This window comes from Pseudoduganella sp. jia 9 (assembly GCF_055502615.1).
On record NZ_JBUPWE010000009.1, the window covers coordinates 216,392 to 242,192 of the forward strand.

At 67.0% G+C, this 25,801-nt stretch carries 22 protein-coding genes, 1 pseudogene and 1 riboswitch; of the genes and pseudogenes, 6 read left to right on the plus strand and 17 right to left on the minus strand.

Translation table 11 applies throughout. From position 1 onward, the window contains the following. Positions 1 to 35: 35 nt before the first annotated feature. Positions 36 to 1,520 (minus strand): 4-hydroxy-3-polyprenylbenzoate decarboxylase, encoded by a 1,485-nt coding sequence (ubiD, locus tag ACY34H_RS13520; RefSeq protein WP_464978005.1) that lies wholly within the window; start codon positions 1,518 to 1,520, stop codon positions 36 to 38. 548 nt (positions 1,521 to 2,068) lie between these two features. Here ubiD and ACY34H_RS13525 point away from each other — a divergent pair. Further along, on the plus strand, positions 2,069 to 2,980 hold the full coding sequence (locus ACY34H_RS13525) for a transglycosylase SLT domain-containing protein (protein ID WP_464978006.1): 912 nt from the start codon (positions 2,069 to 2,071) through the stop codon (positions 2,978 to 2,980). Between the two features lie 280 nt (positions 2,981 to 3,260). On the opposite strand, the gene nusB is transcribed toward ACY34H_RS13525, so the two are convergent. The 3 genes from nusB to ribBA are packed head-to-tail and all read right to left on the minus strand — an operon-like array spanning position 3,261 to position 5,390. Beyond that, positions 3,261 to 3,731: a transcription antitermination factor NusB gene (nusB, locus tag ACY34H_RS13530; protein ID WP_464978007.1), complete on the minus strand. Its 471-nt coding sequence runs from the start codon at positions 3,729 to 3,731 to the stop codon at positions 3,261 to 3,263. Positions 3,732 to 3,760: 29 nt separating this feature from the next. Next, entirely contained in the window at positions 3,761 to 4,249 is a 489-nt protein-coding gene (gene ribH, locus ACY34H_RS13535; protein WP_464978008.1) for a 6,7-dimethyl-8-ribityllumazine synthase, read from the minus strand. Between the two features lie 31 nt (positions 4,250 to 4,280). Continuing rightward, positions 4,281 to 5,390 carry a bifunctional 3,4-dihydroxy-2-butanone-4-phosphate synthase/GTP cyclohydrolase II gene (gene ribBA, locus ACY34H_RS13540; protein WP_464978009.1) on the minus strand — a complete coding sequence of 370 codons (1,110 nt, stop codon included), beginning with the start codon at positions 5,388 to 5,390 and terminating at the stop codon, positions 4,281 to 4,283. A gap of 299 nt (positions 5,391 to 5,689) precedes the next feature. Between ribBA and ACY34H_RS13545 the strand changes: the two genes are divergently transcribed. From ACY34H_RS13545 to ACY34H_RS13555, 3 genes are all read left to right on the plus strand, one after another. Next, complete coding sequence (locus ACY34H_RS13545) at positions 5,690 to 9,214, plus strand: EAL domain-containing protein (RefSeq protein WP_464978010.1); 3,525 nt, start codon at positions 5,690 to 5,692, stop codon at positions 9,212 to 9,214. A 151-nt stretch (positions 9,215 to 9,365) separates the two neighbouring features. Then, a complete protein-coding gene (locus ACY34H_RS13550) occupies positions 9,366 to 10,235 on the plus strand; it encodes an SMP-30/gluconolactonase/LRE family protein (RefSeq protein WP_464978011.1) in 870 nt (289 codons plus the stop codon). A 112-nt stretch (positions 10,236 to 10,347) separates the two neighbouring features. After that, on the plus strand, positions 10,348 to 10,770 hold the full coding sequence (locus tag ACY34H_RS13555) for an OsmC family protein (protein WP_464978012.1): 423 nt from the start codon (positions 10,348 to 10,350) through the stop codon (positions 10,768 to 10,770). Positions 10,771 to 10,788: 18 nt separating this feature from the next. On the opposite strand, the gene ACY34H_RS13560 is transcribed toward ACY34H_RS13555, so the two are convergent. Further along, on the minus strand, positions 10,789 to 12,555 hold the full coding sequence (locus ACY34H_RS13560; protein WP_464978013.1) for a cation:proton antiporter domain-containing protein: 1,767 nt from the start codon (positions 12,553 to 12,555) through the stop codon (positions 10,789 to 10,791). Between the two features lie 84 nt (positions 12,556 to 12,639). Here ACY34H_RS13560 and ACY34H_RS13565 point away from each other — a divergent pair, with 84 nt between their 5' ends. Next, on the plus strand, positions 12,640 to 14,388 hold the full coding sequence (locus tag ACY34H_RS13565; RefSeq protein WP_464978014.1) for a DUF885 domain-containing protein: 1,749 nt from the start codon (positions 12,640 to 12,642) through the stop codon (positions 14,386 to 14,388). On the opposite strand, the gene ACY34H_RS13570 is transcribed toward ACY34H_RS13565, so the two are convergent. The 12 genes and pseudogenes from ACY34H_RS13570 to glyA form a co-directional block, all read right to left on the minus strand. Then, on the minus strand, positions 14,363 to 15,355 hold the full coding sequence (locus ACY34H_RS13570; RefSeq protein WP_464978015.1) for a hypothetical protein: 993 nt from the start codon (positions 15,353 to 15,355) through the stop codon (positions 14,363 to 14,365). The genes ACY34H_RS13565 and ACY34H_RS13570 overlap by 26 nt on opposite strands. 4 nt (positions 15,356 to 15,359) lie before the next feature. Further along, a complete protein-coding gene (locus tag ACY34H_RS13575; protein ID WP_464978016.1) occupies positions 15,360 to 15,986 on the minus strand; it encodes a riboflavin synthase in 627 nt (208 codons plus the stop codon). Between the two features lie 16 nt (positions 15,987 to 16,002). Next, positions 16,003 to 17,082: a bifunctional diaminohydroxyphosphoribosylaminopyrimidine deaminase/5-amino-6-(5-phosphoribosylamino)uracil reductase RibD gene (ribD, locus tag ACY34H_RS13580; protein WP_464978101.1), complete on the minus strand. Its 1,080-nt coding sequence runs from the start codon at positions 17,080 to 17,082 to the stop codon at positions 16,003 to 16,005. Between the two features lie 89 nt (positions 17,083 to 17,171). Then, positions 17,172 to 17,879 carry a GspH/FimT family pseudopilin gene (locus ACY34H_RS13585; RefSeq protein WP_464978017.1) on the minus strand — a complete coding sequence of 236 codons (708 nt, stop codon included), beginning with the start codon at positions 17,877 to 17,879 and terminating at the stop codon, positions 17,172 to 17,174. Next, entirely contained in the window at positions 17,807 to 18,280 is a 474-nt protein-coding gene (locus ACY34H_RS13590) for a type IV pilin protein (protein WP_464978018.1), read from the minus strand. Before ACY34H_RS13590 ends, ACY34H_RS13585 begins: the two co-directional genes overlap by 73 nt. Before the next feature lie 23 nt (positions 18,281 to 18,303). Next, on the minus strand, positions 18,304 to 20,538 hold the full coding sequence (locus tag ACY34H_RS13595) for a pilus assembly protein (protein WP_464978019.1): 2,235 nt from the start codon (positions 20,536 to 20,538) through the stop codon (positions 18,304 to 18,306). A gap of 23 nt (positions 20,539 to 20,561) precedes the next feature. Then, a complete protein-coding gene (locus ACY34H_RS13600; RefSeq protein ID WP_464978102.1) occupies positions 20,562 to 20,849 on the minus strand; it encodes a pilus assembly protein in 288 nt (95 codons plus the stop codon). A 176-nt stretch (positions 20,850 to 21,025) separates the two neighbouring features. After that, positions 21,026 to 21,121 (minus strand): annotated as a pseudogene (locus tag ACY34H_RS13605) (hypothetical protein); the annotation flags it as partial. A 2-nt stretch (positions 21,122 to 21,123) separates the two neighbouring features. Beyond that, positions 21,124 to 22,047 (minus strand): PilW family protein, encoded by a 924-nt coding sequence (locus ACY34H_RS13610; protein ID WP_464978020.1) that lies wholly within the window; start codon positions 22,045 to 22,047, stop codon positions 21,124 to 21,126. Further along, complete coding sequence (gene pilV / locus ACY34H_RS13615) at positions 22,044 to 22,589, minus strand: type IV pilus modification protein PilV (RefSeq protein WP_464978021.1); 546 nt, start codon at positions 22,587 to 22,589, stop codon at positions 22,044 to 22,046. The genes ACY34H_RS13610 and pilV overlap by 4 nt, the downstream gene beginning before the upstream one ends. A 218-nt stretch (positions 22,590 to 22,807) precedes the next feature. Next, complete coding sequence (gene nrdR, locus ACY34H_RS13620) at positions 22,808 to 23,275, minus strand: transcriptional regulator NrdR (RefSeq protein WP_137316776.1); 468 nt, start codon at positions 23,273 to 23,275, stop codon at positions 22,808 to 22,810. A 74-nt stretch (positions 23,276 to 23,349) separates the two neighbouring features. After that, positions 23,350 to 24,594, minus strand: a complete 1,245-nt coding sequence (gene glyA, locus ACY34H_RS13625; RefSeq protein WP_464978022.1) for a serine hydroxymethyltransferase — start codon at positions 24,592 to 24,594, stop codon at positions 23,350 to 23,352. Between the two features lie 95 nt (positions 24,595 to 24,689). Beyond that, a riboswitch (ZMP/ZTP riboswitch) is annotated at positions 24,690 to 24,802 on the minus strand. 171 nt (positions 24,803 to 24,973) lie between these two features. On the opposite strand from glyA, the gene ACY34H_RS13630 reads away from it, so the two are divergent. Beyond that, positions 24,974 to 25,723, plus strand: a complete 750-nt coding sequence (locus ACY34H_RS13630) for an SDR family NAD(P)-dependent oxidoreductase (protein ID WP_464978023.1) — start codon at positions 24,974 to 24,976, stop codon at positions 25,721 to 25,723. The last annotated feature ends 78 nt before the right edge of the window (positions 25,724 to 25,801 follow it).

Consider the following 25,801-nt stretch of genomic DNA (forward strand, 5'->3'; position numbering starts at 1 on the left):
ACATCATTATAACCGGTCTCCGGCCGAACGGGAAATTACAGTCCCAGCTGCTGCCAGATGTCGTCCACCTTGCGCTTGACTTCCGGTGTCATCTGGATCGTGGTGCCCCACTCGCGGGTGGTTTCGCCCGGCCATTTATTCGTGGCATCGATGCCCATCTTGCTGCCCAGGCCGCTGATCGGCGAGGCGAAGTCGAGGTAGTCGATCGGCGTGTGGTCGACCAGCGTGGTGTCGCGGGTCGGGTCGACGCGGGTCGTGATCGCCCAGATCACTTCCTTCCAGTCGCGGATATCGACATCCTCGTCGACGACGACGATGAACTTGGTATACATGAACTGCCGCAGGAAGCTCCACACGCCGAACATCACCCGCTTCGCATGCCCCGCATACTGCTTGCGGATCTGCACCACGGCCATCCGGTAGCTGCAGCCTTCCGGCGGCAGGTAGAAGTCGGTGATCTCGGTGAACTGCTTCTGCAGCAGCGGCACGAACACCTCGTTCAGCGCCAGGCCCAGCACCGCCGGTTCGTCGGGCGGCTTGCCGGTATACGTGGAGTGATAGATCGGGTCGCGGCGCATCGTGATGCGGTCGATGGTAAACACCGGAAACCAGTCCTGCTCATTGTAGTAACCGGTGTGGTCGCCATACGGCCCTTCCAGCGCATGCTCGTAGCCGGATGGATGGTTTTCGTCCGGGTAGATATGCCCTTCCAGTACGATCTCGGCCGATGCCGGCACGCGCAGTTCGCTGCCGATCGCCTTCACCAGTTCCGTGCGGCTGCCGCGCAGCAATCCGGCAAACTGGTACTCGGACAGCGTGTCGGGCACCGGCGTGACGGCGCCGAGGATGGTGGCCGGATCGGCACCCAGCGCCACGGCCACCGGGTAAGGCTGGCCGGGGTGCCGGATGCAGTGCTCGCGGAAATCCAGCGCGCCGCCCCGGTGCGCCAGCCAGCGCATGATCACTTTATTACGGCCCAGCACCTGCTGGCGGTAGATACCCAGGTTCTGGCGCTTCTTGTTCGGGCCTTTCGTGATGACCAGGCCCCATGTGATCAGCGGCGCCACGTCGCCCGGCCAGCAATGCTGGATCGGCAGGCGGCCCAGGTCGACATCGTTGCCTTCCCAGACGATTTCCTGGCACGGCGCGCTGCGCTGTTCCTTCGGCGCCATGTCCCAGACGGCTTTTACCAGCGAGCCCATGTCCATGATGTCCTTGAACCCTTTCGGCGGTTCCGGCTCCTTCAGGCGCGCCAGCACATGGCCGATACGGCGCAGCTCGCCCAGGCTTTCCGCGCCCATCCCCAGCGCCACGCGGCGTGGCGTACCGAACAGGTTGGCCAGTACCGGCATGCTGGAATTTACAGGATTCTGAAACAGCAGAGCGGGCCCGCCGGCCCGCAAGGTGCGGTCGCAGACTTCCGTCATCTCCAAATATGGTGAAACTGGCAATGAAATGGGCTTAAGTTCGCCGATTTTTTGCAATTGAGCAATAAAATCTCGCAGATCTGAATATTTCATACAAATTTTACGTTTTTTTCTCGTTCGACGGCCGGCTTCAAGTGATCCGGGCAAGTGGTTGATTCTATTAGCAATTGCCCCTCACTGCTCGACAATACCATATCCAAAAGTTATAAAGAATGCGTTCGTTAGTATTGACGCGATATAAAACGGCTTCTACAATTCGACCTACTTGAAGAGGACATGGCAATAATGCTAACTATGTGTCGCTCATCATTCACGGAGTCGGGGCTCCACATGACATTTTAAGGAGTGTTTTTCTCGAGGCGTCTGCCTCAAGGGTTTTTACCCAGGGTTCAACCCGGAGTGCTTCAACCATTGACTTGAGCACGGGTTCACCTTACTCCCCGAACAAAGTTGTATTGCGACTGGCGCCTGACTACATCAGCTCAGAAACCAGCTCAGGCAAGCAATGAAGACGTTCCGGCTCGCGTGCCTCCACGGCGGCGACGGACGATAACACATCTGATGCACGGCAATTGCACAGCAACGGTGTCGCGCGACTGCGCGCGGCGGGGCATGCTTTTACGGACATTGCAGGGAGTTCTATGATCAATCGTTTCAACGGGCTGGCAACTGCCGGCCGCTCGCTGGTCTCCGGACCGGCCGCGCGCTTCGGCGCGCAGCGCATTACCCTGCGCAGTGTCTTCACGACTGCGCAACACGCGTTCACGATCTTCGGCGTGACCGCCATCGTCATCCTCGCCGTACTGTGGGCCCGCCCGGACCTGGCGCACATGCTGTCGAAATCGCTGGCGCCGCAGGAGTCCGCCATGCCGGCGCCTGTCGCCACCGTGACGGCCCCACCGCTGCACGAACTGATGGATGCACCTGCGATCACCGCCGCGGCGGACGGCAAGGATGCCGCCACGGCCGAGGAAAAAGCGCTGCTGGGCACCCGCAAGCAACAGCAGCGTGTCACCGACTGGCTGTCCAAGCGCTATCGCGTGGCCAACGATGCCGCCAACATGCTGGTGTCGACCGCCTACATGACGGCGCGTGAAATCAAGATCGACCCGCTGCTGATCCTGGCGGTGATGGCGATCGAATCGGGCCTGAACCCGTTCGCCGAAAGCCCGATGGGCGCGCAGGGCCTGATGCAGGTGATGTCCAAGGTGCACCACGACAAGTTCCAGGACATGGGCGGCGTCCAGGCCGCGCTGAACCCGGTGGCCAACATCCGCGTCGGCTCGCTGATCCTGAGGGACTACGTGAAACGCGGCGGTTCGGTCGAAGCCGGCCTGAAATATTACGTCGGCGCTGCCGCCTTTGAAACGGACGACGGCTACGGTTCCCGCGTGCTGGCGGAATGGAAGCGCCTGAAGCAGGTTTCCGCCGGCAAGAAGGTGCCGACCTTCACGCGGCCATCCGCACCGGCCACCGTGACCGCGAGCACCGAACCAAAACCCGCGGTGCCCGCCACGCCGAAAACGGAAGCGGAGCAACTGGCCGGCCTGTGATCCGAACCAGTCGTCGTCGAACCCAAGCCACCGGACGGTGGCTTTTTTATTGCCCAACCAAAAACTGGGGACGTACCCCTGTTGTCTGGAAATTTATCCGCGCAGGGCGGCAAGGGGCCCGTTCAAACTGCGGCTTTCCTCAAAACAAGGGTACGTCCCCAGTTTTTTGCCAGCGTTCCTTCAAGCCACGGCTTTCCTGAATACAAGGGTACGTCCCCAGTTTGTTGTAGCGGCAACAAAAAAGCCACCCGCGGGTGGCTTCCTGTTGGGGCGCGATGGATCAGCGCTTCTTGTCGGCCGCCACTTCGTCGGCGCGCAGCTTCGGCGCCAGCTTGTCCAGCACGCCGTTGACGTACTTGTGGCCGTCGATGCCGCCGAACGATTTGGTCAGCTCGACCGCTTCATTGATGACGACACGGTACGGGATTTCCGGATGGTTCTTCAGCTCGAACGCGCCCAGCAGCAGCACGGCGTGCTCGATCGGCGACAGTTCGCCAATGCCGCGGTCGACCAGCGGCGCGAAACCTTCGCGCAGCTCGATCGACTGCTCGATCGTGCCGTACAGCAGCGCCGCGAAGAAATCGCCGTCGGCCTTGTCGAAGCCATGGGCGGCGCGGATGTTGTTGACGACCGTCTTCGCCGGCTCATTGTTCAGCAGCCATTGATACAGTCCCTGCAGCGCGAACTCGCGCGCGCGATGGCGCGGCGTGCGGTTCTTGCTGGGGTTGGCGTGCACAGCTTTATCGTTCATGGTTCTTCCTTTGTATTTCTCTTTGCAGCTTACTCGTCGTCGCCGGCGTCTTGCTGCAGCTCTTCCAGCGCGATCGCCAGGTTCGCCATCTCGACGGCCACGCGCGCCGCATCGGCGCCCTTGGTGGCCATGCGCACTTCGGCCTGCTCGTCGTTCTCGGTGGTCAGCACGGCATTCGCGATGGGGATGCCGAAATCGAGGCCGATGCGGGTAATGCCGGCGCCGGATTCGTTCGACACCAGTTCGAAATGGTAGGTTTCGCCGCGGATCACCGCACCCAGCGCCACCAGCGCATCGAACTGGCCCGATTCGGCCATCTTCTGCAGCACCAGCGGGATTTCCAGCGCACCCGGCACGGTCACGTGCAGCACGTCTTCATCCGCCACGCCCAGGTGCTTGAGCTCCGCGAGGCAGGCCGACAGCAGGCCATGGCACACGTCCTCGTTGAAACGGGCCTGGACGATGCCGATACGCAGGCCTTCGCCGTTCAGATTGGTTTCGTAGGTTCCTACGGTCATGATGCGCCTCTTATATAGTGTGTGGAAGGATTCAAGCTTCGGGTTTGGCCAGGTAGCCGGTCACTTCGAGATCGAAGCCCGTCATCGACGGCATCTTGCGCGGGCTCGCCAGCAGTTTCATGCGGCGTACGCCGAGTGCGCGCAGGATCTGCGCGCCGATGCCGTAGGTGCGCAGATCCATGCTGGCGGCACGGCCCTGCGGCTTGGCATCCTTGTTCAGCGCGGCCAGCTGGCCGAACAGCTGCTCGGCCGTCTCGCCGCAGTTCAGCAGCACCATCACGCCGGATTTCGCCGCCTTGATGGCCTTCAGCGAAGCCGATACATTCCACGAGTGGGTGGTTGCTTCCGTTTCCAGCAAATCCAGGATCGACACCGGCTGGTGCACACGCACCAGCGCTTCCTCGTCGGCGGCAACGTCGCCATGCACCAGCGCCAGGTGCGCCGAGCCGCTCGGCGTGTCGCGGAAGGCGATCATGCGGAAGTCGCCGTGCGCGGTGCGCAGTTCGCGCTCGGCCATGCGCTCGACCATGCACTCCTTGGCGCTGCGGTAGTGAATCAGGTCGGCGATGGTACCGATCTTCAGGCCGTGCTCCTTGCCGAATTCCAGCAGGTCCGGCAGGCGTGCCATCGTCCCGTCGTCCTTGACGATCTCGCAGATCACGGAAGCCGGCGTCAGCCCCGCCATGGCGGTCAGGTCGCAACCCGCCTCGGTGTGGCCAGCGCGCATCAGCACGCCACCCTTGACGGCGCGCAGCGGGAAGATGTGGCCAGGCTGCACCAGATCGGACGGTTGGGCGCCCTTGGCGACGGCCACCTGGATCGTGCGGGCACGGTCGGCCGCCGAGATGCCGGTGGTCACGCCTTCGGCGGCCTCGATCGACACGGTGAAGTTGGTGCCGAACGAAGTGCCGTTGCGGGTGGCCATCAGCGGCAGCTCGAGGCGGTCGACGATTTCCTCGGCCAGCGTCAGGCAAACCAGCCCGCGAGCATAACGGATCATGAAGTTGATGGCTTCCGGCGTGACGAAATCGGCCGCCAGCACCAGGTCGCCCTCGTTCTCGCGGTCCTCTTCATCGACCAGGATCACCATGCGCCCGGCGCGCAGCTCGGCGACGATTTCTTCAGTGCTGGAGATAGTCATGTAATAAATCCTTGGCGTGTTTCGCAACCCGCTATTTTAATGGATTTGGCGCGCTTTCACCCGACAATCCAGCGCCCTGCGGATTGCCGTGGATTTCCATTGGAACAAGCTGTCATGCTTATCTGAAAACCAACAAAACCATAGGCAACCTCGACTGTACTGGCTATGATCGGCCGGAAGGCCAGTACGGCAGAGCATCATTTCCTGCCGCACCGGCTATCGAAGACAACAGTCGTGCGCCCGCTGCCAGAGTCGCGGGGTAGCATGCATTCACAGGATCGACTTGTCGAAAAGGCATCATGTCCACCATTCTGATCGTCGATGACCGGCCCACCAACCGCGACTACCTGCTGACACTGCTCGGTTTTACCTCCCATACCGTGCTCGAAGCCATCGACGGCGCCCAGGCACTGGAACTGTGCCACCGTCACCGCCCGGACCTGGTGATCACCGACATCCTGATGCCGACGATGGACGGCTACGAGTTCGTGCAGCACCTGCGCGCCACACCCGACCTGGCCGGCACGCCGGTCATTTTTTTCTCCGCTACCTATTCGCTGCCGGAACTGCGCACCATGGGGGCGGCGTGCGCCGTGCGCACCGTGCTGCCCAAGCCCGCCGAACCACAGGCGATCCTGGACGCCGTGAACCTGGAGCTGGGACTGGATGAAGCGTACCTCAAGTCGTCCGGCGAAGTCGCCCGCGCGGCCACGCCGCAGGCAGCGGCGTACTTCGATTCGCTGCCAGCGGCGGCATTCCCTGCCCACTCGCCTCCGGCTGCAACCCCGGAAACGACCGTGGAACGGATGGCGGCGCTGCACGAACTGTCGCTGCGCCTGAATGGCGAACGCGATGCGGGTGCGATGGCGCACCGTTTCTGCGTGGCCGCCAGCGCGATCCTGCATGCCGACATCGTGGTCCTGTGCCTGCTGGACGCGCATGAAAACAGCGTGCAGCACGTGGAAGCGATCGGCATCGACGTCGCCCTGGTGCAGCCCGTGCTGGTCGAGCGCGGCGCCTTCCCCGGCGCGATGATGGACCGGCGCGAAGTGCTGCGCCGCTGCCGCTCCGACGGCGACATGCCGGCGCTGCCGGGCGGCCATCCGGAAGTGGCCAACCTGCTCGGCCTGGCCGTGCGCGACCAGTTCCACCTGTACGGCTGGCTGTATGCCGCGAACCGCCGCGACGCGCCCTGCTTCGACGATACCGACGAACAGTTCATCCGCATGCTGGCCGCGCAACTGGCGGTCGCCTACGAAAACATGAACCTGTACGAGGTGGTGCAGCGCCATGCCGCGCAGTTGCAGATGGAAGCCTCCGCCCGGCGCCATGCGGATGCGGCGCGGCGCACCAGCGAAGCGCGCTACCGCGCGATGACCCAGTCGGCGCCGGATGCGATCATCGGCTCCGACCAGGACGAACGCGTGCTGCACTTCAACCGTGCCGCCGAGGCCATGTTCGGCTACAAGGAACAGGAGATGCTGGGGCAGCCCATCACGCTGCTGATCGCGGAACGCTCGCTGGCCGAGCACCGCGAGCGCGTGCAGCGCTACCGCAAGAGCCGCGAGCGTTCGTACAGCACGCGCATCGTCGAACTGACGCTCAAGCGCAAGGATGGCGAGGAGTTCACCGGCGAACTGGCGCTGTCGGCGGTGAATGTCGACGGCGAGGCCCTGTTTACCAGCATCCTGCGCGACATTACCGCGCGCCGCGCGCTCGAGGAACGCCTGCGGCTGTCGGCGCAGGTCTTCGACAGCACGCAGGACAGCATCACCATGACGGATGCCCAGGGCCGCATCATCGGCGTCAACCCCGCGTTCGAGCAGACCACCGGTTATACCGAGCGGGAAGTGATGGGCCAGAATCCGCGGCTGCTGCGCTCGGGCCGGCACGACAGCGCGTTCTATCGCGCCATGTGGCACAGCCTGGAAACCCAGGGCCAGTGGGCCGGCGAGATCTGGAACCGCCGCAAGAACGGCCAAGTGTACCCGGAACGGCTGCGCATCAACGCCGTGCGCGACCAGCGCGAGCAGGTGGTGGCCTACGTCTCCGTATCGAGCGACATCAGCGCGCTGAAGGAAGCGCACACGCAGCTCGATTTCCTCAGCAACCACGATCCGCTGACGCTGCTGCCGAACCGGAACCTGCTGAACGACCGGCTGCAGCTGGCACTGGCGGCGGCGCAGCACGGCGGCAACGAGGTGGCGTTGCTGCTGTTCGACATCGACCGGCTGCAGCGCATCAACGACGCGCTCGGCCATCCCACCGGCGACGCGCTGCTGCAGGAAGTCGCCCGGCGCGTGGCCGCCATCGTGCCGCCGGGCGATACCCTGGCGCACCTTGGCGCGGACGAATTCGCGCTGGTGCTGGCGCGCTGCCAGAACGTCGACGACATCATCGTCACCGCGCGCAAGCTGATGGAACAGGTGGCCGAGCCCGTGCGCCTGGCCGGCCAGGACCTGTATGTGACGGCGTCGGTGGGCATCAGCATCTATCCGCGCGACGGCGCCACGCCCGGCGCGCTGCTGACGGGCGCGGACGTGGCGCTTTCCCATGTCAAGGAAAACGGCCGCAACAACTTCCATTTCTACACGGGCGAGATGAATGCCCACGCGCTGCGCTGGATGTCGCTCGAGGTGCACCTGCGCCACGCGATCGAGCGCAACGAACTGCGCCTGTACTTCCAGCCGCAGGTGGCGCTGGCGGATGGCCGCGTCACCGGCGTCGAGGCACTGCTGCGCTGGCAAAGCGCGGAACTGGGCATGATTCCGCCCGGCGACTTCATTCCGCTGGCGGAAGACAGCGGCCTGATCCTCGGCATCGGCACCTGGGTCATCGAGGAAGCGTGCCGGCAGATGAAGGCATGGCATGCGAAGGGCCTGCCGCCGATGACGGTGGCCGTCAACGTGTCGGCGCGCCAGTTCGCCGCGGGCACCTTGCCGGCCGTGGTACGCAAGGCGCTGCGCGATAACGGCGTGGCGCCCCGCTGGCTGGAAGTGGAACTGACGGAAAGCGTGATGATGCACGACAGCGAACACACGCAGATGCAGCTCAACGAGCTGGCGTCGATGGGCGTGTCCATCTCGCTCGACGATTTCGGCACCGGTTATTCGTCGCTCGGCTACCTGTCGCGCTTCCGGCTCGACAAGCTGAAGATCGACCAGACTTTCGTCAGGAACATCACAACCGATCCGCGCAGCGCCGCCATCGCGCGCGCCACGACGGCGCTGGCACATGGCCTGAACCTCGTCGTGGTGGCCGAAGGGGTCGAGACGGAAGGCCAGCTGGCGTTCCTGCGCGACATGGGCTGCGACAAGATCCAGGGCTATCTGTTCAGCCGCCCCCTGCCGGTGGACGAGCTGTCCGTCCTGCTGCGCGAACAACGCATGCTGGCAGCCGTGGCGGTGCCGCCGCCGGCAACCCGGACGCTGCTGCTGGTCGACGACGAACCGGGCGTGCTGCACGCGCTGGAACGGGCATTCCGACGCGAGGGTTACCGGGTGCTGCTGGCCAGCAGCGCCCGGCAGGGGCTCGAACTGCTGGCCACCAACGATGTGCAGGTGGTGCTGTCGGACCAGCGCATGCCGCACATGGACGGCACGGAATTCCTGGCGCGGGCGCGCGAGCTGTATCCGCACACGGTGCGGATGCTGCTGTCGGGCTATGCGGACCTGGACAGCATCCAGCAGGCCATCAACCAGGGCACGATCTACAAATTCCTCGGCAAGCCCTGGGACGACAACGAACTGCGCGCGGCGGTGCGCGAGGCGTTTGCCCTGGGGGAGCCGCGGCGCTCCCTGCTGCAGCTTGCCAGCGAGCGCTGAGGGCGCACCGGCCGGATCGCGCGCCACCGATAACCTGCGCGCGCGTTGCGATCACAATTTCGCGTGGTTCACGCCGGCATGCCCACGCGCCGGGGGTTTTCGGTTAAATTCCGGTGGATGAGCGCTAACTTTTCAACTTACCGGATGTGATATGACCCCGCTAAACCTGTGGCCGCTGGGCGCCGAACTGGGCGAAGGCCCGGTCTGGATTCCCGAGCATGATCGCCTGTATTTCGTCAACCTGGTCGGCAACACGCTGCACGCGCTCGATGGCGCCGGCACGCGCCACGCCTGGCCCCTGCCGGATTACGTCTGCTGGCTGGTTCCCCGCAAGGATGGCGACGGCTACATGGCCGGCCTGCGCGACGGCATCGTGCGCCTGTGGCTGGACCCCGAACCACGCTTCGAATACCTGCACCGGTTGCCCGGCGCCGACACCGGCATCCGCCTGAACGATGCCAAGGCGGATGCCGCGGGACGGCTCTGGGCCGGGTCGATGAACGCGCGCGACGTAAGCCGCGCCGACGGCAAGCTGTTCCGGCTCGACCCGGACGGCAGCCTGCACGTGGCCCTGCCCGAATACCACATCTGCAACGGCCCGACCTTCAGCCTGGACGGGCGCACGATGTACCACAACGACAGCTTCCTGAACCGTACCTATGCGTATGCGGTGCATCCGGACGGCAGCCTGGGCACGCCGCAACTGTGGCGCCAGTTCGGCGACGGCGAAGGCTCGCCGGACGGCATGACGGTGGACAGCGAGGATTGCGTATGGATCGCCCAGTGGGGCGGCGCGCGCGTGTGCCGCTACAGCCCCGGCGGCGAACTGCTGGCGACGATCCCGATGCCGGTCACGCAGCCGTCGTCCGTGGCGTTCGGCGGCGCCGACCTGAAAACGCTGTACATCACCAGCGCCTGGCAAGGCTTCGACGCGGCGCAGCGCGACGCCGACCCGCATGCCGGCGCGCTGTTCTCGGTGCGCACCGACGTGGCCGGCGTGCCGGCCGCGCGATTCGGCTGAGCGAAGGGGCCGGCGCCACCGCTTGCGCCTCTCCCGCAAGCGGGACGCCGCTCGCCACTGGACAGCATAAGATACGGGAGCTTCACCAACCAACCCTGTTGAGGAGATCACGATGAAGACTAACGGTTCGGCAGTCTGGTCCGGCGGCATCAAGGACGGCAAGGGCGCCATCAGCAGCCAGAGCGGCGCACTGAAGGAGTATCCGTACGGTTTTGCCAGCCGTTTCGAAGGCAAGCCGGGCACCAACCCCGAGGAACTGATCGGCGCCGCGCATGCGGGCTGCTTCACGATGGCCCTGTCGCTGATCCTCGGCGAAGCGGGCCTGACCGCCGAGAAGATGGAAACCAAAGCCGATGTCACGCTGGAGAAGCAGGACGACGGCTTTGCCATCACCGCCGTGCACCTGACCCTGCAGGCGAAGATCCCCGGTGCCGACGATGCGAAGTTCCAGGAACTGGCGGCCAAGGCGAAAGCCGGCTGCCCGGTGTCGAAATTATTGAACGCGGAAATCACGCTGGACGCCACGCTGCTGTAACACCCCGGCCTACAGGCCTCACTCCCCCGCCGGCGGCGCTGCGCCCTCGGCGGGACCCATCCTCGCCAGCCGCTCCGAACGTTCCACCCCGATATGGAAGCCGGCCGCGCCTTCCGGCATGCCGGCTGCGCCGAGCGCGAAATGGGCCAGTTGCAGGCCCGACTCCACCGTTTCCGAGATCACCCCGGCCGCGCCCGCATCCTTCAGCAGGCGGGCATGTTTTTCGTCGCGCGCGCGCGCGAAGACCGGAATCGCCGGATACTGCCGGCGCAGCGCCTGCGTCGCCTGCAGGGCCGCCTTCGGATCGTCCATCGTCAGCACCACGCCGGCAGAGCGGCCGACGCCGAGGCGGGCCATCATGTCCGGTACCGACGCGTCGCCCGAGAACACGTTCGGCGCGCCATCCCTGGCCTGTGCCGCCAGGTGGTGGTCGCGCTCCACCGCCACGCACGCGATACCCTGCCGCGCCAGCACGTCCGCCACCAGCCGCCCCACCCTGCCGTAGCCGCCGATGATGATGTGGCCGGCGCGGTGCGCATGTTCCGCGGCGCCGGCATCGGACACGGCCGGGCCTTCGCCGCCGGCCTGCCGCGCCAGGCGCTTGATACGTTCGATGCGCGCGCCCAGCGCGGCGGCGCCCGGCGCGGCCAGCATGCTGGCCGTGACCAGCACCAGCATGAACTGGCCGGTCGCGCCGGCCAGCAGCCCCGCGCCGACCGCGTAGCCGAGAATGATGAAGGCAAATTCGCCACCCTGCCCCATCAGCAAGCCGGCGCGCATGGCCCGGCCCCATCCCAGCCGGTGCAGCAGCACGGCAACGACACTTCCCTTCACCAGCAGCAGGCCGAGCACCGACAGCGGCAGCAGCAGCGGGTATTGCGCCACGATGCGCAGGTCCAGCTCCATGCCGACCGCCATGAAGAACATGCCCATCAACAGGCCGCGGAACGGCTCGACGATGATCTCGACTTCGTACTGGAATTCCGTGTCGGCCAGCAGCAGCCCGGCCAGCAACGCGCCCAGCGCCATCGACAGCCCGGCCGCCGCGGTGGCTGCCGCCACGCCCAGGGTCAGCAGCAGGATCAGCGCCACAAAGACTTCGGGTTGCCGCTGCACGGCGAAGGCGGCGAACAGCGGGCGCGCCAGGCGCCGGCCGGCCACATACACCAGCGCGATCGTGGCCGCGGCCTTGGCCATCGCCAGCAGCAGGGTCCATCCCAGCGCGGCGCCGGCGCTGCCGGCCAGGCCCTCGACGAGGATCAGTACCGGCACCACGGCCAGGTCCTGCAGCATCAGGATGGCGAAGCAGGCCTGCCCCAGCGGCGTGCCCAGCGCACCGCCGCGGCTCAGCAGCTGCATGACGACGGCGGTGGACGACATCGCCAGCGTGACCCCGATCGTCAGTGCCGGCGCGGCGGGGTTGCCGAAGGCGAAAGCGATCGCGCCGATCGCGGCCGCGGTCAGCACCAGTTGCAGGACGCCGCTGCCGAACACGTCGCGCCGCAAGGCCCAGATCCTGGCGGGCGACAGCTCCAGGCCGATCATGAACATCAGGAACAGGATGCCCAGTTCGCCGAACATCCTGACGCCTTCGACGTCGTGGAAGGTGATGTCGGCCAGCCATGGCTGGTCGCCGGCCCAGGTGCCCAGGCCGTGGGGGCCGAAGCACAGGCCCACCAGCAGGAAACCCGGCATCTGGTTGATGCGCAGGCGCTGCAGCAGGGGCACGGCCAGCCCCGCCAGCAGCAGGAACAGCAGGGCTTCGCGAAGATCGGAGACGGTCATGCCCGAAGTTTATGTCAACCGGGCCGTGGGGCGGCATACAATCTGGCCTTCGCCCATCCGGGTACCGAACAGAAAGGAAGCTCCATGCAACGCGCCGGCCGCCTCGCCACCCTGACCGCCCTGCTGCTGTGCAGTGCGATCGCCACCGCCGCACCCGCCTGGGTCGCCAAGAGCGACGCCTACTCCCAGCCCGTGCTGCAGGACGCGGGCAAGTACCAGCCCGAGAATGCCTCGTCGCTGGGCAGCGAGGAATTCGATACCGCGGTGGCCGACTTCAAGCCGCGCGACTACGAGCGCGAACTGGCCGATACCGAAAAACGCCTGGCATCGCTGCGGCGCCAGCGCGCGGCCGAACAGGACCCGAAGGTGCGCCAGGACCTCGAGATCCTGATCGACTCGCGCGAAAAGAAGATCGCCACGATGAAGCTGGAGCACCAGTACCTGCTGAACTACGTGAACGTGGCCGAACTGGTGTACGGCGGCCTGCAGGCCCTGCTCGATCCGCGCAACAAGCCGGAGCGCCAGAAAGCCGCGCTGGTGCGCCTGAAGCGCTACGTCGGCGGTGAAGCGGGCATGACGCCGCTGGCCACCCTGGTGCGCCAGCGCGGCGAGGAGCAACTCGCGCGCAAAGGGCTGATCGGCCCCTACCTGGCCGAGATCGAGGATGGGCTGGCCAATAATCCCACCTACCTCGCCGGCATCGCCGAACTGTTCAAGGCGGCGAAGCTGACCGGCTGGGAAGCCGATGTCGAGACCCTGAAGAAACAGGTGCAGGCCTACGACGACTGGACCCGCGCCAGCATCCTGCCGCGCGCCCGCAAGGAAGTGCGGCTGCCCGCGGCGCTGTACAAGGACCAGCTCGTGAACGTGGGCGTCGACATCGCGCCGGAACAGATGATCGAGCGCGCCAGCTTCGATTTCCAGGAAGTGCGCGACCAGATGCAGGTGGTTGCCAACACGATCGCCGCGCAGCGCAAGCTGCCGTCCAGCGACTACCGCGACGTGATCCGCGAGCTGAAGAAAAAGTCGATCCCGGCCGATGGACTGCTGCCGTTCTACCGCAAGAGCGTGCAGGAGATCGAGGACATCATCCGCAAACACGACATTGTGAGCCTGCCCCAGCGCGCGCCGAACATCCGTATCGCCACGGATGCCGAGGCGGCCTCCATCCCGGCACCGTTCATGAGCCCGCCCCGCCTGATCGGCAACACGGGCGAATACGGCGAATTCGTCATTCCGCTGTCGAATCCAAAATCGAAGGGCAAGATGGACGACTTCGACTATGAGGCCATGGCGTGGACACTTTCCGCGCACGAGGCGCGCCCCGGCCACGAGCTGCAGTTCGCCTCGATGGTGGAACAGGGCATGTCGATCGCACGCGCCAATTTCGCTTTCAACAGCACCAACGTGGAGGGCTGGGGCCTGTACTCGGAAGCGCTGATGCTGCCCTACATGTCCCCTGAAAGCCAGCTCGTGTCGCTGCAGATGCGCATGCTGCGGATGGCACGCGCAATGCTCGACCCGTCGATCAACCTGGGGCGCATGACACCGGCCGAAGCAAAGGCCTTCCTGATGCGCGAAGTGGTGCTGTCGGAGCCGTTCGCGCAGTCGGAGGTGGACCGCTACTCGTACCGCTCGCCCGGCCAGGCCACCTCGTACTACTACGGCTACGTCAAGCTGCGCGCCCTGCGCACGCTGGCCGAGATCGAACTGGGCGACAAGTTCCGGCAGAAGGAATTCAACGATTTCGTGATCGCCCAGGGCATCCTGCCGCCGGACCTGCTGATGGCGGCGGTGCAGCAGGATTTCATTGCGCCGCGGAAGGCGCGCTGACCGGCTCCAGTACCGGCACCGGCTCCGGTACCGGCTTGGGTGGCGGCGCACGACCGCCGTGGCGGATGCCGGCCGCTTCCAGTTCCGCCAGCAGCGCCGGTGCATAGGCCGCGTTCAGCGCGGCCGCCGGATACTGGTACAGGCCGCCGTGCTCCGGCGCCAGCGGCGCCGCCCTGGCCAGCACGGCTTCGGCGGCCGTCCACAGCCGCTGCACGTGGGCCATCATTTTCTTGCGCGCGACCAGCCGTTTCCATGCATCCGGATCGCTGGCGCGCAGCGCTTTCAGGTAGGCGCCCGTGTAGAGCATGAAGTCGGCCATGCCGCCGATATTGCCGTTGATCGACCTGGCCTGGACCGCTGTCGCCCGGTACAGCGGCGTGTCCGCCAGCGCCACCTCGAATTCGGCGCCGGCCACGTGGGCATTGAGTTCGTCGATGAGCGGGAAGAAATCGCCGCGGTTGACGTTGCGGTTGCCGAAATACACGGCGTAGCGGCCGTTCGGCTGCGCCTTGATGTCCGCCGGGATCTCGCTGTCCGCCAGCACGAAGCCGGGTGCCTGGCCGCGCACATAGTCGGTGACGTGGATCTCGCCGCGGAAATGGAACACGGCGCGGTTGCCGTGGCATGCGGACAGTGCGAAATCGAGCATGTGGTTCGCTTCGTGGAACGCCGTCAGCAGCGCCTGCAGTTCCATCGATGCGGCATTGCGGATCCACCACATCACCTGCGGCTGCGCCGCGTTGAACAGTGGCCGCACCGATGCGTATTCGGGCGCCGCCAGCAGGGCCGTCATCGCCGCGGTGTCGTTGCCGGAGGCCCGCGCAGGTGCATCCCTGCAGACTTCCCGGCCCGGCATCTTCTGCGGGCCGGCCGGTTCGAACACGACCGGCATGTTGCCGCCCGCCTTGCTGGCCTGCACCGCGCCGACGCACGCGGCGCAGAGGAGCAAGGCAGGCAGCGGCTTCATCGGGTCAGCCTTGAACGTCTTTGCCTACCGACAGCATGCGCTCGACATAGCGGGCGATCAGGTCGATTTCCAGGTTGACCTTGCTGTCCACCTTCAGGTGCTTCAGCGTGGTGACCTGGATGGTGTGCGGGATCAGGTTGATCGAGAAGCGGCAGCCACCGGCCACGTCCTCGACGCGGTTGACGGTCAGCGACACGCCGTTGACGACGATCGAGCCCTTGAATGCCAGGTACTTGGCCAGTTCGGCAGGTGCCTCGACGACCAGTTCCCACGATTCGCCCACCGGCTCGAACTTGCGCACGATGCCCAGGCCGTCCACGTGGCCGGACACCAGGTGGCCGCCCAGGCGCTCGTGCAGGGTCAGCGCCTTCTCCAGGTTGACTTCGCCCACGCTGTCCAGGCCCGCGGTGCAGTTCAGGCTTTCGCGCGACACGTCGACGGCGAAGCTGTCCGCCGTTTTCTCGACCACGGTCATACAGGCGCCGTTGATGGCGATCGAGTCGCCCAGCGCCACGTCGGCCAGCGGCAGGCCGCCGGCATCGATCACGAGGCGCACGCCGGCGTCATGGCCGCCGGGCAGCGGGGTTACGGTTGCGATGTTGCCGACAGCGGCGACGATTCCGGTAAACATGGTGTGCTCTTCTCTTTCAATGGGTGTTTTTATCGATGAAGCGGGCCAGGATGCGCAGGTCGTCGCCCAGCATCTTCGCTTCGTGGAATTTCAGCGGGACCTTGCCGGCCAGGTCGGCCAGCGCCGGCAGCGCGAACATGCCCTGGGCATCGCCCAGCAGCGTGGGCGCCAGGTACAGCAGCAGCTCGTCGACGCAGCCTTCGCGCACCAGCGAGCCATTGAGCTTCGTGCCCGCCTCGACATGCAGTTCGTTGACCTGCCGCCGTGCCAGCTCGCGCATCAGTTCGGGCAAGTCGACCTTCCCCTGCGCATTCGGCAGCGTGAGGATCTCGGCGCCGGTATCGCGCAGCCGCGCTTCGCGGTCGTGGTCCGTCACGGCCGCCACGATCCACGTGCCGCCGCCCTGCAGCACGCGGGCGCCCGGGTCGATCTCGAGCCGGCTGTCGACGACGATGCGGCGCGGCTGGCGCGGCGTTGCCACGGCGCGCACGTTCAGTTGCGGATCGTCCGCCCTGACGGTGCCGATACCGGTCAGGATGGCGCAGGCGCGGGCGCGCCACGCGTGGCCATCGTTGCGCGCCGCTTCGCCGGTGATCCACTGGCTGGCGCCGTTGTGCAGCGCCGTCATGCCATCCAGGCTGGCGGCCGCTTTCATGCGCACCCAAGGCAGCTGCCGCGTCATGCGCGAGAAGAAGCCGATGTTCAGTTCATGGGCTTCGTCGGCCAGCACGCCGGACGATACCGCGATGCCGGCCTGCGCCAGCCGCGCCAGGCCCTGGCCGGCCACCAGCGGGTTCGGGTCTTCCATCGCCGCGACCACGCGGCCCAGGCTTGATCGCACCAGCGCGTCGCAGCATGGCGGCGTGCGGCCGTAGTGGCTGCACGGTTCCAGCGTCACGTAGGCGGTGGCGCCGCGCACGTCGAAGCCGCGCCGCTGCGCATCCTTCAGCGCCTGGATTTCCGCGTGATCCTGGCCGGCCGGCTGCGTGACGCCGGCGCCGATGACGATGCCGTCCTTGACGATGACGCAACCGATGTGCGGATTCGGCGACGTGGTGTACAGGCCGCGTTCCGCCCATTGCAGCGCCAGGCGCATGCCGGCGACGTCGTCGGTGATGCGTACGCCGGCCAGGTCGTCCGCGGCAGCGGGCGCCGCAGTGTGAACGTCATTGGTTTCCATGGTCCTCATTCGCCGGCCGCCGCGGTGGCGGATTCGCTAGCAGATACGTTTGCAGATTCGCTTGCAGATATGTTTGCAGGTATGTTTGCAGGTTCGTTCGCCATGCTGCAGCCGGTTTCCAGCCGGGGATCGCACAAGCGTGCGCGGCCCAGCATGTTGATCTTGATATTGCGCTGCGTACGGCCGAGCTGCAGCGACAGCGTGCCCCAGTTGGCGGCCAGGCTGTTGCCGGCGCGGCAAGTACGGCCCGCACTATTATAGGCGACATAGAAGGGCGGCGCAGTGTGCGTCAGCCGCGACCAGATGCGCAGGCGGTCCGCTGCCGGGCCGTGCCGGAACAGCACCGTTTCGCCCGGTCCGGGCCGCGCATCGCCATCGGAATCGGCGAAGACGGCCCAGCCGTCGCGCCAGGCCGTGCCGGCGGGATCGACGGGTGCGACGACGACGGTTTCGCCGCGGCCGATCGCCTGCGAGCGTGCCAGGTGCAGCGCCGCCAGCAGGTCGGCGGCCGCGGCGCGCACGGCATGGCGTTCCAGCATCGCCTGGAAGCCGGGAACGGCCGCGCTCATCAGGATGGCGGCCACGGCCACGGCGGCCATCGCCTCGACCAGCGTAAACGCCGCCAGGCGGGCCGGCCGCGTCAGCGCCAGCAGCGGGCGGCCGGGCCGGTGGCCTGGCGCAGGCCGGTGCTGGTGAGGATCAATCGTTCGCATGACGGGTCCCGGTAATTGCTGTCCACGCGCGCCGTGCCCGGCGTGGCGATGAGTTGTATGCAGTCGGCGATGTCTTCGCCGTCGCATGCCCTGCCTTCGATTTCGTAGGCGCTGGTGGCCGGGCTGCCGCCAGACCACCAGCGGAACAGCTGCGCATCGGCAATGCCGGCTCCGGCGCCGAACGCGGTATAGCGATTGTGTTGCGTGAAGTAGCGCTCCTGCTGCTGCATCAGCGCCTGCAGCGCTGCCTGCCCTTCGGTACGCCTGGTGCGGATGACATGCTGGGCGTAGCCGGGATAGGCCATGGCGGCCAGGATGCCGGCGATCGCGAGCACCACCATCACCTCGATCAGCGTGAAACCGCCCGGAGCCAGGCTGCCCCGGGTCAAGCTGCCTTGCATGTCCCGCCTTCGTGCGCGCCCCGTCATGGCTGCCCTGCCCCCGTTGCCTGGCGGTGCAACTGCCGCCAGTTCGCCACTTCGCGCCACGACAGGCGGCCCGCCGGCCAGCTGGCGCTGCTGCCTCCCGGCACCTGCCCGCCTTGCGCCGTGAAATGCACGATCACCGTGTCGCGTGCCACGCGGATGCGGCCCGTCGGATCGTGCGGCGTACGTGTGCGCGCACCGGGCGACAGCAGCGGCGCTCCCTGGACCAGGCCGGGCGCCAGCAGGCCGGCCGCGCCGCGCGCCGGCACGGTGCCGCTGCCGTCCACCGGCAAGCCGGACAGCGCATCGAGGATGTACGTGCGGCTGGCGCTGTCCGCGCAAGGATCGCTGCCGGGCTCCACGGTAGTGAAGACCAGCTTGCCGTCCGCGATCGCGCCGGGGACGAGGCTGCGCTCGCCGGCTACGGCACCGCCGGCGAAATCCAGGTACCAGCCCCGGGCCCGGCCGCCTGCGCCGACCGATGCGTGGCGGCCGGAAACGACGAACGCCGCGTCGCCGGCGGCACCCTCCGCACGCCGTTCCAGCAGGTCGGCACGGTCCGGCGGCACGGCAGCCGGCGGCGCGGCCGGATCGTCCCACACCGCATAAAACGACTGCGGCGCGAACCGGGCCGGATCGCGCTCTTCCCTGCCATGCAGGCTGCCGGTGCCGAACAGCACCAAATAGCCGCCGCCTTCCGCATGCACGACCAGCGGCGGCTGGGTGATCGGCTGCGGCCGGCCCGCGGCGTCGCGCGCCGTGAACACCGGCTGCATGGCCGGGTTGGTGCGCCAGGGCGCATTGCGGGTGAAATCGAAGCGCCACAGCCTGCCCTGCAGGTCGCCCGCCCAGGCATGGCGCAGCACATGGTTCGCGTCGGCCACAAGCGCAGGCGCCCCCAGGCCGGAAGGCAGCGCCGGATCGCCGGGCGGCGTGTCGAGACGATGGTAATTGCCGTCCAGCCGCCAGCGCTCGCCGGGCGGCTTGTCCAGTGCGAGCAGGAACAGCGCGCCACGGCCGTCCTGGCTGTTCACGCCGTTGCCGGTAACGGCGAAGTGGCGGTACTCCGGCATGCCGTTGCGGGTGCGCAGTTTCAGGCGCGCTACCGGCGCCGGCTGCAATACATTGCCGATGGCCGCATCGTCGCGCCCGGTGAACTCCCACAGCGCGCCCAGGTGCATATCGAACGCGGCGGGATCGCTGACATCCAGCGCGAACAGCCCCTGGCCGCCGGCACCGAAAGCGACCACCAGCACGCTGCGCCACGCGCCGCGGATGAAGGCCTCGCCGCCAGCCAGCGGGCCGTCGACATAGGCGCGGTGCGTGTAGCCCGGGTCCGGCAACGCGTTCAGTACCGGCACCAGCGACGCCGGCACATAGGCGAACAGTTCAGTGCCGGTGCCGGCATCGAACGCGTGCAGCATGCCGTCGTTGGCGCCGAGGTACACGGCCGGGGCACGCCGCAGCGTGCGTGCCTGGAACGCCGCATAGGCGGCATCGCCATGCAGGTTCAAGCCGGTGCCCAGGTACAGCGGCGTGCCGTGCACCGCATCGCCCAGCAAGCCGGCGCGGCGGCGCAACGTGCCGCCTTCGAGCGCGCGCTCGCCGCGCAGCCAGGCCACGCGGTCGGCGCCGAGGCCGTCGGCAGCGGTGCCGGAGGGCGGCCGGTCCAGTGCCGCCTGCTGCGATGCCGACAGCCGCGTCCATTCGAACGGCACGGTGATCCCGGACTGCGGGCCATCCCCATGACTGGTGTAGATCCGGCGCGCGGCGGGCGGGGTGGCGGCCAGCACCTCGGCCGCGTCCCACAGCGGATCGGGCGGTCGCGACGCACCGGCTTCGCCATGGACGAGCGGTGTCCGGGTCAGCGTGCCGCTGCCGGCCGACAGGTCGTACGACACCTGGAACACGCTTGCATCCGCTGGCACCGTGCCCGCCTCCGGCGCCGGCAGCTGCGCCGCCGGAAGCGCCAGCGCCGCCCCGTGCACGGTACGGGCCCCGTTGCACCCCAGCGCGGCGGCGCCGTCGTCGAGCTTGACGGACGGTGGATGCGCGCTGCCCATCGGCAGGCATACCGCGCAGCACAGCGCAAGGCAGGCGGCGAGGCACAGCGCCAGGTTCGGCGCGGGGTTCGCCGATATGCATCCGCGGCTGCGGCGCCGGTATGGCGTGCCGGGGCCGCAGCGCGACGGCGGGCGGCGCGGCGGCACGGCAAGGCTGGTCGAACTGCCCATGGCATTCTCCTTGCGATCGCCGCTCAGTCGCCGGGCCGGCGCCAGGCCGACTGCAGCACGGCCTGCGTCCCTTCCCGGTTGCCGAAACCGATCGCCGTCACGCGGTAGTAATAGCGCGCGGCGGCTCCTGCATCCTCTCCCGGACGGTGATAGGGCCGCCGCTCGATGATGTAGCGGGGCGCCGCAGCGGCAGCGCGCCCTGGCCGGTCTGCATTGCCGCGCCGGTGAAATGGCCCAGCGCCACGGTGGCACCATCGGCGGCCAGGTCGACCGCCTGCCACGGCGGCGTCCCGTCCGCCGCCGGTCCGCACAGGCCGAGCGCCGCGCCGGTGCCGCAACCCGGCGCAAAATCCCCCGGCGCCGCCAGCAATGCCGCCCGCTCGGGGCCGGCCTCCTCGATATCGCGTTCCGCATCCATCAATGCATCCTCCGCAGCTTGCAGCGCCACGTACCGGTCCCGCTCGGCGCGCGCCGCCTTTTCACCCATCAATGCCATCCCCGCCGACGTTGCCGCCAGCATCAGCACGGCGACCAGCATCACCAGCGTCACGACCAGCGCTACGCCTCCTTGCCGGCGGCGCATCGTCAACCGTCCCGGTTGCGCAGCAGCACGGCCTGCTCGAACAGCCGCCGGGCACGCCAGCGCAACGGCCCGGCCAGCGTGGCTTCGTCGACCACGGTGCCCGGGTCGTCCGGCGTGGCTGGCGTGCCGAACAGGTGGTAACGCACCGGCAGCGAGCCGGTCCGCGACAGCGCTTCGCCGTGCAGCAGCAAGGCCACGCGCACCACGGCGACGCGTTTCCAGTGCGTCTTGCGGCGCAGGTCCTGCGCCCTTTCTCCCGGCGTCGCCCCGGCCAGCGCCAGGGCCGCATCGAGTGCCCGGATGGCGCTGGCGTTGAGGTAGCGGTTGGGAATGCCGTCCGCCGGATCGTCCAGGTCGAGCCCGTACAACACCTGGAATGAATCGACGCCACGCACGATCGCATCGGCATTCCAGTTGCCCGACTGCGCACGGTACTTGCAGCGCAGTTCCGTCTCGCCATCGTCGGCGAGGCCGACATAGAAGATGCTCCAGCCCGCTTCACCGGCACCGATCGCAAAGCCGGCGCAATCCACCACGGACCCGTCGCCGCCGGCACCGCCAAGCCCGCCGAAGTGCACGGCCAGCACGTCGCTGCCGTGCAGGGAGCCGGCCGGCAGTGCCCCGTCCAGGCCGGCCGCCATGCGCGGCAGCGTGCGGTTATCGAGGCCGCCGATGCCGGCATCGCCATCCGCCGGCGGCGCGCCGCCATCGAGGTCCGCCCATGCCGCCTGCCGCAGCGCCTGGCCGAGCAGTTCAGCCGCGTAGCGGCCGCCGTCGTCGAGCCGCGTATTGGCCGCCTGGTGGGTAAAACCCCGGTTCGCCAGCAGCAGCGTCGCCGCCGCCGCCAGTGTGACGAGCAGGCCGAGGGCCAGCGCCACCAGCATGTCGACCAGGCCGATGCCGGCTTGCCGGCGCCGCTGCGTCATGGCCGGGCTCCCGCCACGGCGATCGCCACGCCAGGCAGTGCGCCGCGCCGGCCGTCCCCGTCCGGCGTGCCGTCCGGCCGCCTGCCGCGCCAGCCGATCTTGACGACGACCGGATCATCCGCCGCACCGCTGCATTCCCAGCGCAAGCGTCCCGCCACGTACAGTTGCGCATCGCGGCAGATGCGCGCGCGCCCTGCGGGCAAGCCGGCGTGTACCTGGCGCGCCAGTTCGTGGATGTCGAGCCGGGCGATCTGCGCGGCATCGCAGGGCTCATCGCTGCAGGAATTGTCCGGCGCGGCCGGCACGGGTCCGGCATGGGCGTCGTAATCGACACCAAGATAGATGGACGGCACCTGCCCGGCATTGGCGCGCATGCGCTCGGCCATGGCGGCGGCGATCCGGGCCGACGCCGACAGCAGCGCCGACTCGTGCCGCGCACGCATCGCATGCAGCTGCATGGCGGTGCCGCCAATCAGCCCGAGTGCAAGCACCAGTAACGCGACCAGCACTTCGAGCAACGTAAACCCGGCAACATGGCGCATCGTGGCCTCCCGTCAGAATGCCGTTCAAGATAGACGGTGGCGGACTGGAGCGGTTGCGCCCTCTCAAGGACGAGTTGGCCTGACGGGGATTTTCTGGAGGAATGCTGCGCGGACGGCTTGCAATTGCCTTGCAATCGTTTTCGCAAGTTGACGGACACGAGCACCCATGGGCACCCAAGGGCACCCAAGGGAAGAAGATGATGGCGAGACGGCCGGCCTTACTCCTGCCGCTTGCGCTCCTGGCCGGCCTCTTCGATGGCATCCTGGAATTCCGCGAGATCCTCGAAATTCTTGTAGACGGAGGCGAAGCGGATGTACGCCACCTTGTCGAGCCGCTTCAGCTCGGCCATCACCAGTTCGCCAATGTAATTCGAGTCGACCTCGCGCTTGCCGCTCGTCAGCAGTTTTTCCGCGATGGCCTTGACCGCATCGTCGACGGCCGCGGCGGCCACCGGGCGCTTGCGCAGCGCGAGCATCAGGCTGCCGCGCAGCTTGGCTTCCGCGTACTCGGTGCGGCTGCCATTCTTCTTGACCACGAACGGCATCGAAAGTTCAATCCGCTCGTATGTCGTGAAGCGCTTGTCGCACTTGCCGCAGCGCCGCCGGCGCTTGATCGCATCCCCCTCCTCCGATACGCGGGTATCGAGGACGTGGATTTCGTCATGCTGGCAGAACGGACATTTCATGAAGGGACCGGAATGGGATCAAAAAAAGGCGCCGGGCCTTACAGCCCGGCGCCCCGATAGTAGCAACGCGTCGATTACGCGTAAACCGGGTACTTGTCGGCCAGCACCTTGACGGCGGCTTTCACGCGCTCGATGGTGGCGGCGTCGTTCGGGTTGTCCAGCACGTCGGCGATCAGGTTGCCCACTTCTTCCGCTTCCGCTTCCTTGAAGCCGCGCGTGGTCATCGCCGGGCTGCCCAGGCGGATGCCGGAGGTGACGAACGGCTTTTGCGGGTCGTTCGGGATGCCGTTCTTGTTGCAGGTGATGTGGGCCGAACCCAGGATCGCCTCGGCTTCCTTGCCGGTCAGGTTCTTGGCGCGCAGGTCGACCAGGAACACGTGCGACTCGGTACCGCCGGACACGATGCGCAGGCCGCGCTTGATCAGCGTTTTCGCCAGTACGTCGGCGTTCTTCACGACCTGCTGCTGGTAAGCCTTGAATTCATCGGACTGCGCTTCCTTGAAGGCCACGGCCTTGCCGGCGATGACGTGCATCAGCGGGCCGCCCTGGATGCCGGGGAAGATCGCCGAATTGATGATCTTCTCGTGCTCGGCCTTCATCAGGATGATGCCGCCGCGCGGGCCGCGCAGCGACTTGTGCGTGGTGGACGTGACGAAGTCGGCGTGCGGCACCGGGTTCGGGTACAGGCCGGCGGCGATCAGGCCGGCGTAGTGGGCCATGTCCACCATGAAGTAGGCGCCGACGGCCTTGGCCACGGCGGCGAAGCGTTCGAAGTCGATCTTTTTCGAGAAGGCCGATGCGCCGGCGATGATCAGCTTCGGCTTGTGTTCGTGGGCCAGCTTTTCCATGGCCGCGTAGTCGATGTCTTCCTCGGCGGTCAGGCCGTACGACACCACGTTGAACCACTTGCCGGACATGTTCAGGCCCATGCCGTGCGTCAGGTGGCCGCCTTCGGCCAGCGACATGCCCATGATCGTGTCGCCCGGCTTGAGCACGGCGAAGAACACGCCCTGGTTGGCTTGCGAACCGGAGTTCGGCTGCACGTTGGCCGCTTCGGCGCCGAACAGCTGCTTCACGCGATCGATCGCCAGTTGCTCCACCACGTCGACGTATTCGCAGCCGCCGTAGTAGCGCTTGCCCGGGTAGCCTTCCGCGTACTTGTTCGTCAGTTGCGAGCCCTGCGCTTCCATCACCGCCGGCGACGTGTAGTTCTCCGAGGCGATCAGTTCGATATGGTCGTGCTGGCGCTTGTTCTCGTTCTGGATGGCGCCGAACAGTTCCGGGTCGACGGATGCGAGGTTGTGATCTTTTGCAAACATGAATTTACTCCGATGAGGACTGGCAGATAGGATCGAATGACGAAGGCCGGAGAGACATGGGCAGCCCGACCGCGCGCACATCCGCACGATTCCATCTTGGCTGCCCAGGCGAACGGCGTTGTGACATCTCACGTTCCCCGGTGGATACCCACCTTTCGCGCGCGGTGCCGATGCACCCGAGCGCTTTTCGCCAGTTACGTGAGACATAAATGGAGCCGAGATTGTATGTGATGTACTGTACGAGAGCAAGGAAGCTGCCTCCGGCAGGCCCGCCGGCGCCGTTGGTAGCGCGACCACAACACTGATGTTTCAGCTACAATCCGGGGTTGACCGGCATTTGCCGGCCCTGTCCGACCAACCGCAACCTCGAGGAACGTTCATGATCGTCTTCATCACCGGCGCCACCGCCGGCTTTGGCGCCGCGATGGCGCGCATCTTCGCCACCAACGGGCACCGCGTGCTGATCTCGGGCCGCCGCGAGGACCGGCTCGAAGCGCTGGCCGGCGAACTGGGCCCCAACGTGCGCGCCGTGCCGCTGGACGTGACCGACAAGGCGGCGATCCATGCGGCCCTGGCGGCGCTGCCGGACGGCTGGCGCGATATCGATGTGCTGATCAACAATGCCGGCCTGGCGCTCGGCGTGCGCCCGGCGCACGAAGCCCAGCTGGAAGACTGGGAAACCATGATCGCCACCAACTGCACCGGCCTGGTGACGATGACGCGCGCCGTGCTGCCGGGCATGGTGGAACGCAACAGCGGCCTGGTCATCAACCTGGGTTCGGTGGCCGGCCGCTTCCCCTACCCCGGCGGCAACGTGTATGGCGCCACCAAGGCGTTCGTCGACCAGTTCACGCTGAACCTGCGTTCGGACCTGGTGGGCACCGGCGTGCGCGCCACCAATATCGCTCCTGGCCTGTGCGGCGGCACCGAGTTCTCGAACGTGCGCCTGAAGGGTGACGATGCCGCGGCGGCGAAAGTGTACGAAGGCACCACGCCGCTGACGGCCGACGACATTGCCGCCACCGCTTACTGGATCGCCACGCTGCCGCCGCACGTGAACATCAACATGATCGAATTGATGCCGACCTGCCAGGCGGCCGGTCCGCTGGCCGTGAAGCGTGTTGGCTGAGCCGGTTGCCAGGCCGGTCAATGAGCGGCGCCGAGTTGCCCTGGTGAACCAATCGTAAGCGTTTGTTACAAGTATTGG